This is a genomic window from Bacillus sp. 275, assembly GCF_001999205.1.
In the GTDB taxonomy this organism is placed as follows: domain Bacteria; phylum Bacillota; class Bacilli; order Bacillales; family Bacillaceae; genus Bacillus; species Bacillus velezensis.
Window position 1 is genome coordinate 2,689,173 of record NZ_CP019626.1, and the last position, 16,758, is coordinate 2,705,930.

14 protein-coding genes and 1 other annotated feature are annotated in these 16,758 nt (G+C 46.6%); of the genes, 9 read left to right on the top strand and 5 right to left on the bottom strand.

Annotation, left to right across the window (positions count from 1 at the left end; all coding sequences use genetic code 11):
- Positions 1-108: 108 nt before the first annotated feature.
- Genes BZ167_RS13070 through BZ167_RS13080 form a run of 3 tightly spaced genes read left to right on the top strand, consistent with a single transcriptional unit; the run spans position 109 to position 3,005 of the window.
- On the top strand, positions 109-825 hold the full coding sequence (locus BZ167_RS13070; protein WP_007613889.1) for a (Fe-S)-binding protein: 717 nt from the start codon (positions 109-111) through the stop codon (positions 823-825).
- A gap of 27 nt (positions 826-852) precedes the next feature.
- A complete protein-coding gene (locus tag BZ167_RS13075) occupies positions 853-2,283 on the top strand; it encodes a LutB/LldF family L-lactate oxidation iron-sulfur protein (protein ID WP_031378311.1) in 1,431 nt (476 codons plus the stop codon).
- Complete coding sequence (locus BZ167_RS13080; protein WP_031378312.1) at positions 2,283-3,005, top strand: LutC/YkgG family protein; 723 nt, start codon at positions 2,283-2,285, stop codon at positions 3,003-3,005. The genes BZ167_RS13075 and BZ167_RS13080 overlap by 1 nt, the downstream gene beginning before the upstream one ends.
- 34 nt (positions 3,006-3,039) lie before the next feature.
- Here BZ167_RS13080 and BZ167_RS13085 read toward each other — a convergent pair whose 3' ends face one another.
- The 3 genes from BZ167_RS13085 to BZ167_RS13095 all read right to left on the bottom strand — a co-directional run bounded on the left by BZ167_RS13085 (position 3,040) and on the right by BZ167_RS13095 (position 6,981).
- On the bottom strand, positions 3,040-4,368 hold the full coding sequence (locus BZ167_RS13085; RefSeq protein ID WP_007407373.1) for a GntP family permease: 1,329 nt from the start codon (positions 4,366-4,368) through the stop codon (positions 3,040-3,042).
- A gap of 26 nt (positions 4,369-4,394) precedes the next feature.
- On the bottom strand, positions 4,395-5,939 hold the full coding sequence (gene gntK / locus BZ167_RS13090) for a gluconokinase (RefSeq protein ID WP_007407372.1): 1,545 nt from the start codon (positions 5,937-5,939) through the stop codon (positions 4,395-4,397).
- Positions 5,940-6,123: 184 nt separating this feature from the next.
- Positions 6,124-6,981 (bottom strand): MurR/RpiR family transcriptional regulator, encoded by an 858-nt coding sequence (locus tag BZ167_RS13095; protein ID WP_003151588.1) that lies wholly within the window; start codon positions 6,979-6,981, stop codon positions 6,124-6,126.
- A gap of 422 nt (positions 6,982-7,403) precedes the next feature.
- Here BZ167_RS13095 and BZ167_RS13100 point away from each other — a divergent pair, with 422 nt between their 5' ends.
- The 3 genes from BZ167_RS13100 (at position 7,404) to BZ167_RS13110 (ending at position 9,999) form a co-directional block, all read left to right on the top strand.
- Positions 7,404-8,291 carry a Cof-type HAD-IIB family hydrolase gene (locus BZ167_RS13100; protein ID WP_015418254.1) on the top strand — a complete coding sequence of 296 codons (888 nt, stop codon included), beginning with the start codon at positions 7,404-7,406 and terminating at the stop codon, positions 8,289-8,291.
- The gene (locus BZ167_RS13105) at positions 8,288-8,956 is read left to right on the top strand and encodes a YczE/YyaS/YitT family protein (RefSeq protein ID WP_039253782.1); all 669 of its coding nucleotides are present in this window, start codon (positions 8,288-8,290) and stop codon (positions 8,954-8,956) included. The genes BZ167_RS13100 and BZ167_RS13105 overlap by 4 nt, the downstream gene beginning before the upstream one ends.
- A gap of 68 nt (positions 8,957-9,024) precedes the next feature.
- Positions 9,025-9,999: a LacI family DNA-binding transcriptional regulator gene (locus tag BZ167_RS13110; RefSeq protein ID WP_007407368.1), complete on the top strand. Its 975-nt coding sequence runs from the start codon at positions 9,025-9,027 to the stop codon at positions 9,997-9,999.
- A gap of 29 nt (positions 10,000-10,028) precedes the next feature.
- Here BZ167_RS13110 and BZ167_RS13115 read toward each other — a convergent pair whose 3' ends face one another.
- A complete protein-coding gene (locus BZ167_RS13115) occupies positions 10,029-11,336 on the bottom strand; it encodes an amidohydrolase family protein (RefSeq protein WP_015418252.1) in 1,308 nt (435 codons plus the stop codon).
- 679 nt (positions 11,337-12,015) lie between these two features.
- Positions 12,016-12,255, top strand: a binding site (T-box leader).
- 62 nt (positions 12,256-12,317) lie between these two features.
- Between BZ167_RS13115 and BZ167_RS13120 the strand changes: the two genes are divergently transcribed.
- Positions 12,318-13,658, top strand: coding sequence for an amino acid permease (locus BZ167_RS13120; RefSeq protein ID WP_007407366.1), 1,341 nt, complete (start codon positions 12,318-12,320; stop codon positions 13,656-13,658).
- 34 nt (positions 13,659-13,692) lie between these two features.
- Here the strand turns inward: BZ167_RS13120 and BZ167_RS13125 are convergent, their stop codons facing one another.
- On the bottom strand, positions 13,693-14,610 hold the full coding sequence (locus tag BZ167_RS13125) for a DMT family transporter (protein WP_003151595.1): 918 nt from the start codon (positions 14,608-14,610) through the stop codon (positions 13,693-13,695).
- 97 nt (positions 14,611-14,707) lie between these two features.
- Here BZ167_RS13125 and BZ167_RS13130 point away from each other — a divergent pair, with 97 nt between their 5' ends.
- On the top strand, positions 14,708-15,601 hold the full coding sequence (locus BZ167_RS13130) for a LysR family transcriptional regulator (protein WP_077392103.1): 894 nt from the start codon (positions 14,708-14,710) through the stop codon (positions 15,599-15,601).
- Between the two features lie 113 nt (positions 15,602-15,714).
- Positions 15,715-16,719: an LLM class flavin-dependent oxidoreductase gene (locus BZ167_RS13135; protein WP_015418250.1), complete on the top strand. Its 1,005-nt coding sequence runs from the start codon at positions 15,715-15,717 to the stop codon at positions 16,717-16,719.
- Positions 16,720-16,758: the final 39 nt, after the last annotated feature.

Sequence of the window (16,758 nt, forward strand, 5' to 3'; positions counted from 1 at the left end):
AAACCTTCCAATCCATATTCAGAATAGTGTAGGATATTCATAGAGCTTTCCCAAAAACAGGTCATCAGATGACCGGATCACATATTGAGGATGAAAGAGGGGTTCATCATGAAAGTCTCATTATTTGTCACGTGCCTTGTGGATATGTTCCAGACCAATGTCGGAAAGGCGACGGTTGAGGTGCTGGAACGGCTCGGGTGTGAGGTGGATTTTCCCGAGGGGCAGATTTGCTGCGGGCAGCCCGCATACAACAGCGGGTATGTGACGGATGCGAAAAAAGCGATGAAGCGGATGATTGCCGCGTTTGAAGAAGCGGAGTACGTCGTCAGTCCGTCAGGTTCCTGTACGACGATGTTCCGTGAATATCCGCATCTGTTTCAGGACGATCCGAAGTGGGCGGCAAAAGCGCAGCAGCTTGCGGACAAAACATATGAGTTAACGGATTTTATCGTCAACGTTCTCGGGGTGGAGGATGTCGGGGCGGTGCTGCATAAAAAAGCGACAGTCCATACATCATGCCACATGACGAGGCTGCTCGGCGTGTCGGAGGAGCCGATGAAGCTTTTGCGCCATGTCAAGGGGCTCGAGCTGACCGCGCTTCCCGGAAAGCACCAATGCTGCGGATTCGGAGGAACGTTTTCTGTGAAAATGGCGCAAATCTCTGAACAAATGGTGGATGAGAAGGTCGCCTGCGTGGAAGACACGGAGGCCGAAGTGCTGATCGGGGCAGATTGCGGCTGTCTGATGAATATCGGCGGGCGTCTTGACCGTAAGGATAAAAACGTCAGAGTCATGCACATCGCCGAAGTGCTGAACAGCAGATAACACGAGAAACAACAAGGGGGGAAAATCATGGCGATGAAAATCGGTACCGCCGCTTTTAAAGAGCGGGTATCAGAAGGAATAGATAATGAGTTTATGAGAGGAGCCGTCTCCGGAGCGCAGGAACGGCTCAGGATAAGAAGGCTTCAGGCGGCCGAAGAATTGGGAAACTGGGAGGATTGGCGTTCCCATGCGGAAGAAATCAGACAGCATGTGCTGGACAATCTTGATTTCTATTTGGAACAGCTCGCCGAAAATGTCGCCAACAGAGGCGGACACGTCTTTTTCGCCGAAACGGCGGAAGAAGCGTCCTCCTATATCCGCGATGTCATCCGGCAGAAAAACGCCAAAAAAATCGTAAAATCCAAATCCATGGTGACAGAAGAAATCAATATGAACGAAGTGCTTGAGGAAGAGGGCTGTGAAGTCACAGAAACGGATCTCGGCGAATACATTCTCCAGATTGACGATCACGATCCGCCGTCACATATCGTTGCTCCCGCTCTTCACAAAAACAAAGAGCAGATCCGTGACGTGTTTAAAGAGAGACTCGAATACAAACAGACGGAAAAACCGGAAGAGCTCGTCATGCACGCGCGCAGCGTTCTCCGGAAAAAATTTCTCGAAGCGGATGTCGGCATTACAGGCTGCAACTTTGCGATCGCGGATACCGGTTCGGTCAGTCTCGTGACGAACGAAGGAAACGGCCGCCTTGTGTCCGCGCTGCCGAAGACGCAGATCACCGTGATGGGAATGGAGCGGATCGTTCCGTCATTTTCTGAGTTTGAAGTGCTCGTCAGCATGCTGACGAGAAGCGCGGTCGGTCAGCGGCTTACAAGTTACATTACGGCGCTGACGGGACCCCGGCAGCAAGGAGAAGCTGACGGGCCTGAGGAATTCCACCTCGTGGTTGTGGACAACGGGCGTTCCCGCATACTCGGCACGGAATTTCAATCGGTGCTGCAATGTATCCGCTGCGCCGCCTGCATCAACGTCTGTCCCGTGTACCGGCATGTCGGCGGACACTCGTACGGGTCCATCTATTCGGGTCCGATCGGCGCCGTCTTATCGCCTCTTCTCGGCGGATATGACGAATACAAGGAGCTCCCGTACGCATCTTCCTTATGCGCGGCCTGTACGGAAGCATGTCCCGTTAAAATTCCGCTGCACGAGCTGCTGCTCAAGCATCGGCAGAACATCGTGGAAAAAGAGGGCAAAGCGCCGATCAGCGAAAAACTGGCGATGAAAGCCTTCGGGCTCGGCTCATCATCCCCGTCCCTTTATAAAATGGGATCGAAATGGGCGCCTGCCGCCATGACGCCGTTTACGGAAGATGACAAAATATCAAAAGGGCCGGGGCCGTTAAAAGAATGGACGGCAATACGGGACTTCCCGGCGCCGCATAAATCGAGATTCAGAGATTGGTTTAAAGACCGGGAAAAACAAAAGGGGGAAGAATGATGATGAAAGGGACGGTTACACATCAGGAATCCTTTTTAAACCGGATCGCCAAAAGTCTGGGCAGAGAGCGCAGGAAATCAGGCGTGTCCCTGCCTGAATGGAAGTATCAGCCCCAATATCAAACGCATGCGGGCTGTACGGAAGACGATCTTGTCACGATGCTGAAAGACCACTGCGTCAACATTCATACCGAACTGATCGAAACGGATGCAGCCGGGCTTTACGACGCTTTGCGCACGCAGGTGAACCGCTTTGAAGGAGGGCCTGTCATCATTCCGAAGGACAGCCGGTTTGAAACGTACGGCTTGCAGACCCTTATGACAGAAGAGTGGCCGGATGAAGGGATTCCCGTTTGGGAATGGGACGCGGAACAAGGAGCGAAAAATATTGAAAAAGCGGAACAAGCGAATGTGGGCATTACATTCAGCGAGATCACGCTTGCGGAATCAGCCACCGTCGTTTTGTATGCGTCAGAGCATGCCGGCCGTTCTGTCAGCCTGCTTCCGACCACCTATATCGCAATCATCCCGAAATCTTCCATTGTGCCGAGAATGACACAGGCCAGCGATATACTGAAACAGCAGATCAGAGACGGCGTCACCGTTCCTTCCTGCATCAACTATATTACTGGACCGAGCAACTCGGCCGATATCGAAATGGATTTGGTTGTCGGCGTCCACGGACCCGTTAAAGCCGCTTATATCCTCGTGAATGACCGATAAAAAACAAACCCCGGTTTGCGGCCGGGGTTTGTTTTTATATAAACGCGTTAATGATCATGATAAAACAAATCGCACTGACAGAAATAATCGTTTCCATCGCCGTCCATGTCAGGAACGTTTCTTTTACCGTCATTCCGAAATACTCTTTAATGAGCCAGAAACCGGAGTCATTGACATGTGACAGAATCAAAGAGCCCGCTCCCGTTGCCAATACGAGAAGCTCACTGCTGACGCCCGGCATGACAGATGCAATCGGTGCAACAATGCCGGCCGCCGTCATCATGGCGACAGTCGCTGAACCTGTGGCGACACGGATGACCGCCGCGATCGTCCAGCTTAAAAGAACGGGAGAGAAGCTTGAGTGTTTCGCCATGTCAGCGATATACGTGCCGACGCCTGAATCAATCAGGACGTTGTTAAAAGCGCCGCCGGCTCCGATCACAAGCAGAATGGAAGCAATCGGTCCCAGACAGTCATTGCTGAATTTTAAAATGCTTTCTCTGTCAAAGCCCTGATAAAAACCAAGGCTGAAAAAGGAGTAAACCGTGGCGATCAAAAGCGCCGTGACAGGGTCGCCGATAAATTTAAAAGTTTCATAGAGCGTGCTTTTTTCCGGAAGCGCAATTTCGGCAAGCGTTGCCATAAGCATCAGGATCACCGGTACCAATATCGTAAACAATGTATTTGCGAATCCCGGAAGCTTGCGTTTTTCATTCCGTTCAATAAATTGTTTTTTCAACAGTTCGGGAACGGGTTTATGAATGCGCTTACCAATCCATTTTCCGTAAAGCGGCCCCGCGATGATGGCAGTCGGAATCCCGACGATTAAAGAAAACAAAATCGTTTTTCCGACATTGGCGTGATAAATGCCGACAGCCGCCATCGCCGCCGGGTGGGGCGGAACCAATCCGTGCACGACGGAAAGTCCCGCAAGGAGCGGAATCCCGATCGTCACTAATGAAACCCCGGTTTCAATCGCAATCGTAAACAAAAGCGGCACGAGCAGGACGAAGCCGACCTGGAAAAAGACCGGGATGCCGACGATAAAAGCGACGGCCATCATCGCCCAATGCACTTTCTTTTTGCCGAAGCGGCCGATCAGGGTGTGGGCGATACGCTCCGCACCGCCTGATTCAGCCATCATTTTTCCGAGCATCGTACCGAGGGCCAGCACGATCGCAAGCAGCGACAGCGTATTGCCGAGCCCGGTTTTCATCGAAGCGATAATGTCCGGCAGATTCATGCCCGTTGCGAAACCGACAAGGATGGATGTAATCAAAAGACTGATAAACGGATTTAATTTAGCGACCGTAATCAATAAGAGTAAAACGATAATAGCGGCAATGACAATAAACAGTAACATGACCTTTTCACCCTTTCAAAGAAGAATTAACGGCTTTGTTTGAGCTGAAATTCACTGATGACGTCAAATTCATCTTTGAGCTTGTCATACAGCCGCTCGTATAAGTAAAACAGCTCAATATATGTTTCGCTGTTTTTGACGTTCGGTTCATGGCGGTGAGAAATTCTGATCCAGTCCTGAACATCCTCGATCCGTTCCATTTCGCCAAGGCTGTGCAAAGCGAGGACGGCCGCTCCGAGCGCCGAGGCTTCGTAACTTTCCGGAACGAGGACTTCCCGTCCCATCGTATCGGACAAAATCTGCCTCCAAAGCGGCGATCTCGCAAATCCTCCCGATGCCCGCACGTCTTTTGCAGGGCCCGCCAAATCTCTCAGTGCGACACCGATTGAAAAGACGCTCATGATGACGCCTTCCAGCACCGCTCTGATAAAATGCTCCCGTTTATGGCGGAGGCTGATGCCGAAAAACGTTCCGCGGGCATTCGGATTCCAAAACGGCGCGCGCTCCCCTGATAAAAACGGCAGAAACAGCAATCCCTCAGAGCCTGCGGGCACTTTATCAGCGATATCAATCATTAAATCATACGGATCAATGCCGAGCCGCTTCGCCGTTTCGACTTCCGGAGAAGCGAATTCGTCTCGAAGCCAGCGCAGCATAATGCCTCCGTTATTCGTCGGGCCTCCGATGACCCAATGCTTGTCAGTCAGTGCGTAACAGAATGTCCGCGCTTTTTCATCCGTAATCGGCGCATCCGTCACCGAACGCACGGCTCCGCTTGTTCCGATCGTAACGGCCACTTCGCCTTTGCCGATCGCGCCGACTCCAAGGTTGGCGAGCACGCCGTCATTTGCGCCGATAATAAACGGTGTATCCGCATGAATGCCCATCCGTGCAGCGATTTCCGGCGCAAGGCCGCGCAGCTGATGAGTGGTCGGCACGATGTCCGACAGCTGATCTTCCCGGATTCCGGCAATCCGGAGCGCTTCTTCATCCCAGGAAAGCGTATCTAAACGGAACAGCCCCGTTGCCGAAGCGATCGAATAATCGACGACATAAGTTCCGAAAAACTCGTGCAGAATATATTCTTTAATACTGATGAATTTGGCGGTTTTCGCGAATGTCTCCTTGTCCTGTTCTTTCATCCACACAATTTTGGAAAGCGGAGACATCGGGTGAATCGGCGTACCCGTTCTTTTATAAATATCAAAACCGTTCATCTCTTTTAAAATCCGTTTTGATTGCTCGGCGCTGCGGTTGTCCGCCCAAATGATGCTTTTGGTCAGCAGGCCGCCGTTTTGATCGACAGCTATCAATGAGTGCATGGCGGTGCTGATGCCGATTGCAAGCAGATTGTCAGGGCTCAGTCCGGCCTTTGTGACGGCGCCTCTGATGCTTCCGATAACCGCTTCCAGAATGTGCTCAGGATCCTGCTCGGCCCATGCCGGCTTTGGCTGTATTAAATCATAGTGAACCGAATGCTTGGCTAACACTTTGCCTCTTGGTCCGAACAGAACGGCTTTCGTACTGGTCGTGCCGATATCCAGACCGATAACAGCTTGGGTTTCCTTCATAATATATCCCGCCTAATCTGATTGAATAATAAGATAGATTGATAATGTATGCCCTTACAAAGTCAATTATAGGAATAATTTTTTTATAAATCAACGATGAAGAAGAAAATTTTTTTCATAAAATTGCCTCAATTCCCGCTGTATCGGCATTCTCTCTTTTGAAAAATAAATATTCAAAAAGCGATTACAAACGTTTGTGCGCGATCATTTTTCTGATTTGCTGCAAGTTGGCGAGCGTTTTCTCCTGCCGCAGCCGGGCCGTGGCGAAATACAGGGTATCAATGACCGACAGCTGGGCAAGCCTTGCGGACATTGCTTCCGTTCTGAAAGCCGTCTCCCTTGTTGACGTATACAGCACCACGTCGGAAATCTGGGTGAGCGGCGACTTTTGGTAGCTTGTAATGCCGATCGTGCCGGCGCCGAGCGATTTGGCCGTTTTCACCGCGTCGAGCACGTCCTTGTTGCTTCCCGAATGAGAAATGCCGATGACTGCGCTTTCGGGACCGAGAAGACCCGCCGACATCGCCTGAAAGTGAGAATCCGTGTGCGCGATGCAATTTATACCCGTACGCATAAATTTGTGATACGCGTCTGTGGCGATCAGCCCGGAACCGCCGTTTCCGTAAAATTCGATTCTGTCTGCGCGGTGGATCATTTCTACCGCTTTTTCAACGTCGGCCGGATCTAATAATTGAAAGGTATCGGTCAGACCGGAAATGTTTGTGCGGAAAACTTTCCGGATGATGACTTCGATATCGTCGTCGGGGCTCATTTCTTCATGAATGTGCTGCACCGGCTCCTGAACGATCTCCTGAGCAAGCGCGATTTTTAAATCCTGATAGCCGGAAAAACCGAGCCGTTTGCACAGCCTGAAAATCGTCGCTTCAGAGCTTTTCGTTTTTTCCGCCAGCTGAATGATGGAAAGGTGAACCACGTCTTTCGGTTCCTTCACGATATGGTCTGCAATCGCTCTCAATTTTGGCGACAAACCTTTGCTGGCCGCCTGAATCTTCCCGATGCTGCTTGAATTCACAGGGGTCATGCTATAACCTCCCTACTCGAATGTAAACGCATACTTTTATGATAAAGCAAGTTCTGTCATAAGGGAATCAGGTTTTGTTTTCTTTACCGCAAATGAAAGAAAAGAGAAAAGTATATCGGGGACACCGCCTCAATGACACTTCATACATCCGGTTTTTACAAAAAGTGATCGTTCTCTGAAAAGTGCCGGTGCCCAAGTCGCCGGCCATAAGTGTAAGCTGTCCTGTTACAGTTCAGTTTCTAGTGAGTTGCCAGCGCTTGAAATTCCAGAGAAGGATCATTAAGCAGGAGAACACTTGAGAAGCACAGGTCTAATCAGCTTCTGGAGAAAAACTTCAAATTAATATAATAATCTAATTGCTCTGAAACGCGTACCATACATTATACTTTCAATGATTTTTAAACTCTGAGGAGGAAATTCACATGAAAGTAATTGCAATTGACTTAGATGGCACGCTGTTATCAGAGAACTTAACTATCCAGGAACAAGATGTAAGAGCTTTAAAGCTCGGACAAAAACAAGGTCATCTTGTAACAATCGCTACAGGGAGAGCTTTATTTGATGCAAAACACATCATCAATAAATATGATTTGGATTTTCCGATTATTGCTTCAAACGGCGCTCAAATTGATGTGGGAAATCAGGTAATATTCGAACATTTTATGGATTCAGATGTAATTCAACCTATCATCACATGGTTAAATAAAGAAGAAATCTATTATCAGCTTTACTTATCTGACAAAATTGTCGTATCAAATCAAGGAATTCAGCAGCTTGAAAAAGAACTTTACAATACAGTAATGGAAGAACCTCATTTTAATCAAGAAGTATTTTGGAATTCTATTAAAGCTCAAATCCATCAATACGGGTTAGAGGAAATACCGGGTACAATTGACCCTATCGATTATCGGTATGTCATAAAATGTATGATCGTTTCGCCAAACCAAAGAAAATTAAAAAAAGCTAAAGAATATTTTGGACAACTGAAGAAGTGTGCCGTAACGAGTTCAGGAGCATTCAATCTTGAAATCACAAGTGCAGGAGTAGATAAAGGAGCGTCATTAAATAAACTTTGTGAACATTATGGAACGGATGCGCGGAATGCAATCGCAATAGGTGATAATTTAAATGATCTGCCTATGTTTCATGCAGCAGGAATAGGGATAGCCATGGGAAATGCAGATAAGAAGCTTATTCAATTGGCTGCTTTTAAAACGTTATCGAATGATGAGTGTGGTGTATCTTATGCTTTTCATCATTACATTCTGACGAAAGAAGAAGACCCTAAACCGCGGAGTATACAGCCATGAGCCATTTTGTGAAAAGGTGTTTAATCTATATTGCCGGATTGTTTATTTTATCCGTGGGGGTTGTATGTATGATTAAATCTAATACCGGGATTGCCCCCTGGGATGCTCTGAACGTGGCTTTATCAGAACTCATTGGCCTTACAATCGGATCATGGGTTTTCATTGTCGGAGGAATCCTTATCTTTATAAACAGCCTCATAAAAATGCGGTTTCCTAATCTAGCCGGTTTTATTCCGATTGTTATTATTGGAAGTTTTGTTGACCTTTTAAACCTAAAGGTTCTTTCGTTCTTAAAAACAGATGCTGTCATTCTTCAATGGAGTTTATTTTTGATAGGGTTGTGTATATTGGCTATGGGAATCGCTATTTATTTAAGAGCATCTTTTCCTTCGATACCGAATGATGAATTAATGTTGGCTATTACTGAACGTACAGGTTGGGGTATTAATATTACAAAGACGATAGGGGAAGCTTTAGCTTTTGTGCTTGCAATCATTCTTCAGGGGCCGATTGGGATAGGAACCATCATTGTGCTGCTATGTCTGGGGATATTAGTAGGTTTATTTGACAAACTATTACACAAGATGGGGAAGCCCCGTTCTATCTATAGTGTGGGACAGGAAGGCGCACATATTCATGGAGGCCATGATAAAACAATTCATTAAATGCTTATTTTCCCTTGTGTTGTTCAGTGTAAAATCCTGATAACGCTGTCTAAGAAGGAGTAACAGTAATGACAAACATTACAGAGATAGCAAAGAAAGCGAACGTTTCTCGGACAACAGTTTCCAGAGTTCTCAATAATCATCCTTATGTAAAACCTGAGAAGCGGGACGCTGTGTTAAAAGCTATGAAGGAATTAAATTATGTACCGAATTTCAACGCGATTAACCTATCCAGGGGGAAGACAAATGTATTCGGAGTCATTGTTCCTAAAATCAACCATCCGTTTTTCAGTAAACTGATTGCCGGAATAGGCGAAGAGTGTAATAAACATAATTACAGTTTACTTGTGCACCAATCAAATAACGATCCTGAACAAGAAATGGAGTTTTTTAACAGACTGAAATACAAACTTATTGACGGTCTTATTTTGGGATCCTGTGTAAGCCCCCCTCACGTACTCGACGAGATATCTGGGTTTGGCAATATTGTTTCCTGTGAAGCTTCTGCAAGCAAACAGGTTGCACATATATTTATTAATCATGAGTCAGGAATCAAAATGGCAATTGATCATCTGCGAAATCAAGGACATCAATCCATTGGTCTGTGTATAGGAAATCCTAAGAGCGGTGTTGGCATAAGCAGAAAAAAATCATTTTTTCACTTTCAAAATGAATACGGATTGAAATGGAGTGATAATTGGTACTTTGAGGAACAGTACACTATTGAGAATGGTATAGAAATAGCAAAATTATTGCTAAATAAGTCACCTCGTCCTGCGGCAATGGTTGTAGGAAGTGATTATGTTGCGGCGGGGATCATTTATGAAGCGAAAAGACAGGGAATACGAATACCTGAAGAACTGGCGGTTATAGGATTTGATAATCAGCCGATATCTAAGGTAATAGAACTTTCAACGATACATCAACCTATTAAAGAGTTGGGACAAACAGCAGCAAATTTATTATATAACTTAATGAATAACAAAGATGTCCCCAATATAAATAAGTTGAACCTAAAACTTATGAAAAGAAAGTCAACTTAAAAAGACCACTTTATGGTGGTCTTTTTTGCTTAGCGCAGAACCAGCTCTGGGGCAGGCGCTTTGAAATGAGCTCTTTTTTTCGTTTCATCTATAAAACTGAAGGGCTTCATGGATAGGTTTTCAAGTTCATTTAGGAAATGACAAGCTTTTAATGGTACAAATGATGTCATATTCCATACAACTTTCTCATTAAAACCTATAGCACGAATATTATGCATAAGCCGATCAATTGTGTAAGACCCTGCTGCTACATACCCTTTCCCTTGATACCACAGATTATTCCCTTCAATTTTCTCCAGTGATTGGCCGCACATGGAATCTGTGTCAATGCGATCTGTCATTGCTATAATACCCTTAGAGCCAACAAGTTCTACAACCCGTCGTGCAACTTCTAAGTCTACATGTTCACTATCAAAATTCATACAAATGGTTAGTAAACCTTCTTTCGCGGCTCTCATCAAAGTACCGGGAACTTCTCCGACAAGTGTGTTGATATTATCTATGTTCCATTTATCTAACCGAGCATCTTTTAACCCCTCTAATCTATGTACTCTTTCTTGGGGTGTTCTCCAGGTGTGTTTAAAATTGTTTGGCATATCATTAAACAAATGATCTGTTAAAACGGCATCTGATCCAGTGTAATTGCTGCGTTTTTGCGCTGTATCTATAACTTTCATTATAAGTTCAGAGGTTTCCTCCGGGTATGCTTTTTGGAAGTGACCCAGCGCCGGTTTTACTCCAGCCTCCACAAGTGTATCCACAATCCATTCTAAACTCGGATGTTCTTCTGTCATATATTTCTTTAGATAGGAGTTTTCAGTCATAGCATCTGGGGACAGTACAGTATAAATAAGACCGTATTCTCCGCAAGAAGCGATCTTTTCCCATTCTTCTTTTAAGGGTGCCCAATTCCCTTTTTCCGGTGTGCCTGCAAAGCTGGCCAATAATGGTCCTTCTAGTGAAATACCTAAAATATTACGGTAACGTCCCTTTCTCTTTTGTGTATGGAACTCTTTCATAAAGGCTGCAAATTGATCTAATTGATTATGAGGAAGAAAAATAGAGGGTACACAGAAAATCCCTTCTATTTCAGCTAGTGTATTGATCTTTTCAATATCTAATTGATCTAAATTGCTAAAATCATAGTGACCGATTCCATGACAATGAAATTCTACTGGAAGAGATGGAACTAAATAAGAACCTGATTTCTTAAAAATTCCTTCTCCTCCAATGTCGAAGTTCAGCCATTCGTTATTACTATAGGTTATATCAGCGATTTTCATTACTCCATTTGTTTCAAGGTAAGCTGGGCTGTTAAATGATGTGCTAGACTGCATAGGAAACGCCTCCTGGAAATGTTTATTTAGTATTCAGTGAAGACACATCATCATCTTAAAGTATGAAACCCGTACCATATCAACCTTTTATTATCACTTTTTGTAAAAATATAGGTTTTTTATTCGACTTTCTACATCTGATGTTCTCGTTATTGTTATTTGTATCCTGAAACTCTCCTTTAAACACTCAAAAACACTAGCTGTAACGCCACAAATGCTTCTATACTGTTTCGTGTTACGCCAACTAGTGTTCTCCACGAGTTTAATTTGTGGAATTGGTTTCATGTCAATAGCTTTAATAAATGGAATATGACTTCCGGGTATAGAACCTTGTGGAGTCATTGAAGTTGAACGATTAGAAATGAAATGCAATTACTAAGCTGGGATACCAGCATAAGAGTAAAACCTTTCATATTTCTGCTAACTTTTTGCCGCTCAGTCCATATATCGTAGAAAACCTTTCGTCGGAATTTCTGTTTGAACAATATAAATAAAGTGCTGATTACGCTATATTAGGGGCCGGCTCACCCCGCATATGAATTTAAACATGTTCAGTCAAAATGTCTTATATAGGTGATAAGAAAACCAGCGGCAAAAATTAGTATTGACTTTGAAAATAGAAGACTGTATATTATGTTACTATATTCAGAAAATAAAAACTCAAGAGATTCATTTAACATAAAACACTGTGAACGGGAGCAGTAAAAGAATCCAGTCAGAAAAAGAGAGCCGCGGGTTGGTGCAACGCGGACTGATTGTTCTTTGAACTCGCCCGGAAGTGGCAGGGCGGAACGGAATTGTCGGAATATTCCCTATGTCCTAACGGCTGACCTTCGTTAAAAGGTTTTTAAGCTGGATTCCGGACATTCGGGATCAACAAGAGTGGTACCGCGGCTGCCTGAGGCACGCCGTCTCTTTTCTAAAAAGAGGCGGCGTGCTTTTTTATGTGATGAACACTTTTTGCGAGAGGGCGTGTGATAGATGGAAAAGGACAAGCAAACGTTAAAACGGACGATGTCGTCCAGACACATTATGATGATGGCGCTTGGAGGCGCAATCGGGGCCGGGCTCTTTAAAGGCAGCAGCACGGCGATTGATGAAGCGGGGCCGTCCGTGCTGCTGGCCTACCTCCTCGGCGGAATCATTCTGCTGTTTATTATGCAGGGGCTGGCCGAAATGGCTGTCAGAAACAAACATGCAAGGACGTTCCGTGATTTGGTTCAGCAGTCTCTCGGGTCGTACGCTGCATACTTTTTAGACTGGATCTATTGGAAAATGTGGGTGCTCAATATTGCCGCTGAGGCGGTCGTAGCCGCCATTTTCATTCAATATTGGCTGCCGGAATGTCCGATATGGATATTGGCTTTGATCATTTCCATTGTGGTGACGGTCGTAAACATGCTTTCTGTGAAACTGTTTGCCGAGACGGAGTACTGGCTCGCGCTCATTAAAATTACAGTGATTGTCATCTTTATTTTATGCGGGATTCTGCTATTATTTTTCTCATTCGGCAATCACACGGCGCCGGGGCTGTCTCATTTAACGGATCACGGAGGGTTTTTCCCGCATGGAGCGGGGGGTGTCATTACGGCGATGCTCGTCGTGATCTACTCATACGGCGGAACGGAAATCATCGGCGTCACGCTGGCGGAGACAAAAAACCCCGAAAAGGTGATCCCGAAAGCTGTCCGAAGCACGTTAACGCGGATTGTCGCTTTTTACTTGCTGCCGTTTTTCATCATCGTCAGCCTGATTCCTTGGAATCAAGTCAACAGCGTTCCCGAAAGCCCGTTTGTCATAGTATTTAAGATGATCGGAATTCCGGGTGCCGACCATATTATGAATGCCGTCATTCTTCTTGCGATTATCTCGTCTATGAACTCGGGACTGTACGGGTCATCCCGCGTCTTGTTTACGCAGGCTTCTGACGGCCGGCTGCCGAAAATCTTTTCAAAACTATCGAAGAAAAAGGTTCCCGTTTATGCGATTCTGACTTGTACGTCATTTTTATATGTAGGCGTCCTGATTTCTTTATTCGCAGGAAGCCAGACATTTAATTATTTGATGGGTTCCCTCGGCTATACCGTGCTGTTCATCTGGCTGATTATCGGATTCGCCCATTTGAAATCAAGAAAACATTCAACAGAACAGCCGGCTTATTACGTCAAATGGTTCCCGTATACGACATGGTTCGCGGTGCTTGCGCTTTTGGCCATCCTAATCGGAGTAATTGCGACGACGTCCATCGTCATCACATGCATCACTGCGGCCATCTATCTCCTCATTACGGCTGCGTATCTCGTGAAAGGGAGACGTCAATAAATAAAAAAACTCTTGCCCCGCGGCAAGAGTTTTTTTAATGAACGGCCTTTTTTTCTGCGGCCAGAGCAGGTGTTTTCAGTTTCTTCGGTGTTATATTCACAAAACAAATGCTTGTGACGATCAGAAGCAGTCCGGCTAAAAGGCTGACGGTCAGCGGCTCATGCAGAAATATCGAGCTGACGACAATAGATATGAGCGGGATCAGGAAGGTGTAAGAGGCAACCTTGCTTGCTTCCCCTGAACCGACAAGCGTAAAAAAGGCGAGCCAGCCGAGCGCGATGACAAATACCGAAATGAACAGAAGGCTGAGAATGAACGGAGCTTTCCATTGAATCGCTGAAAAGCTTTCTGAAAAATGGCCGGAGCTGACAAGCAGCACGCCGCCGATCAGAAGCTGAAGAGCGACCATCCAAATAGAGTCCGCGCGTCCGCCCGTTCTTTTCACATATACCGTGCCGAGCGCCCAGCTGACCGCGGAGCCTAAGGCCAAAAGAATGCCGGCGATGGAAATATGGCCTCCGAAACCGGCTGCGCTGATGACGGCGACACCGGCAAAGCCCAGAATAAGACCGGCTATTTTTAAAGGATACATCGATTCCCCGAGCCACAGCCAAGAAAAAACGCCCATTAAAACCGGCTGGAAAAACACGATGGCTGAAAATAAGCCGGCAGGCAGGTAATTCAAGCCGACCGTTTGCAGGCCGTAAAATAAAGTAATATTTAAAATGGCAGAAATAAGATAGATCGGCCACGTTTCTTTAAAACGCAGCTTTTTAAAACGGGGCAGCGCCACCATTAATAATAGAAGTCCGCCGATCAGCGTGCGGATTCCGGCAAACAGAAGAGGCGGCGAATAGGCAAGCGCGGCCTTTGTCAGCGGCCAGTTAATTCCCCACACCGTGACTAGAAACGCCAGCATAAGAGCCGTCTGTATTTTCGAAAGCTGTTTCACGTCGTTCACTCCTTGTAGAACAATTCCATCATATGATACGGTAATCAGTAAGATAAATAAAATGAATCTTTTTTATAAGGAGCATAAGTAAAACGTTATGACGATTACACAACTGCGGGTTTTTGTTCAAATCGCTGAAACGGGAAGCTTTACAAAAGCGGGGCAGGCGCTGAATATGACGCAGCCCGCTGTCAGCCATGCCATCTCTGCGCTTGAGTCAGAGCTCGGCATCAAGCTGATCATCCGCGAGCGCCGCAACGGCGTAAGGCTCACGGACACGGGCGGAAAAATTCTCGTTCATATCAGAGAGGTGCTCAAAGGGATAGAAAAAGCCGAGCAGCTGGCGGCCGCGGAAAGAGGGCTTGAACAGGGAACGATTCACATCGGCACATTTCCGGCCGCTTCCGCTTATTTCATTCCAAAGCTGATCAGCGTGTTTAAAAATCGGTATCCGAAGCTTGAGCTGGTACTGCATGAAGGAACGGCGGACGAAGTAAAAGAATGGCTGCAATCCCGGATGATTGACGCGGGCATTCTGCTGTTCCCGACAGAGGATATGGATTACTTTCTGCTGAAAAAAGACAAAATGGCAGCGGTTATGCATAAAGATCATCCTCTCGCCTCACGCTCCACCGTAACGATAAAAGATCTGGACGGTGAACCGATGGTGGTTTGCGAAGGCGGTTACACGTCACCTTTTGCAGGCCTGTTTAAACAAGCCGGTGCCGAACTTTGCGCCGCCTTTACCGTGTTTAATGTCAGCACGTCCATCAATATGGTGCGGGAGGGGTTGGGCATGGCAATCTTATCCGATATGTCCATGGACGGCAATCCCCTCCCGGAAGAAGTGGTGATTAAAGAGTTTACGCCGGATGTATTCAGGGAGGTACAGCTGGCGGTTCCTTCCATGAAAGACGCATCACTTGCCGCCAAGCTTTTTATTGATGTCGCCGAGGAGCTGTTCATCCGTAAGAAAACCGCCGCTGACTGATTGTTCGAAGATCATCGAATCAAATTGTTTAACTCACGGGAAAAGCTGTGGTAAGGTGTGTGGTAGAGACCTTGTTTAAGATCTGCTTACACTAAACCATAAAGGAGAAAACGATGGCTGAACATACATTGAAAGATACTGCGTTTTCCGTATTGAATTTATCGCCGGTCGTACAGGGGGGAACGGTTGCTGAATCGTTCCGCAACAGCATGGATTTAGCGCGCCGCGCCGAGGAGTGGGGCTATAACCGCTATTGGCTTGCGGAGCATCATAATATAGAAGGAGTTGCCAGCTCGGCAACGGCGGTGCTGATCGGCCACATCGCCGGAGGCACGAAAAAAATCCGCGTCGGTTCTGGGGGTATTATGCTGCCGAATCATTCTTCACTTGTGATCGCGGAGCAATTCGGAACCCTTGAAACGTTGTATCCGGGTCGGATTGACCTGGGGCTCGGACGCGCGCCGGGGACCGACCAATTAACGGCGAGAGCCTTACGAAGAAACATAAACAGCGGGGAAGATTTTCCGGAGCAGCTTGAAGAATTGAGAAATTACTTCAAACCGTCCGGCAATGTGCGCAATCAAGTCCGCGCCATTCCGGGCGAAGGGCTGGACGTGCCGATCTGGCTTTTGGGCTCAAGCGGCTTCAGCGCGCGTCTTGCGGGAGAGCTCGGGCTTCCGTTCGCCTTTGCGGCTCACTTCTCACCGAAAAACACCGTGCCCGCCCTTGAGCTGTACCGCAGCTCCTTCCGTCCGTCAGACGTACTGGATCAACCGTACGCGATGGTCGGCGTCACCGTCATTGCCGCCGATACGGACGAAAAGGCGGAGCATCTGGCAACATCGCATTATCAAAGATTTTTAGACCTCGTCCGCGGCACGCCGAACCAGCTGAAGCCTCCTGTTGAAGACATGGATCAAATCTGGTCGCCGTATGAAAAAGCGATGGTCAATGAACAGCTCAGTTCAACGATCGTCGGCGGACCGGAGCGTGTGAAGGAAAAGCTGGAAAGCTTCATCCGGACAACACAGGCGGATGAAATCATGGTGAATTCAGAAAGCTTTGAGCATGCCGACAGAATGAGATCATTTGAGATCATCGCCGAATTAAAAAGATGAAAAACAGGCAGCACATAATATATAGTGTGCTGCCTGTTT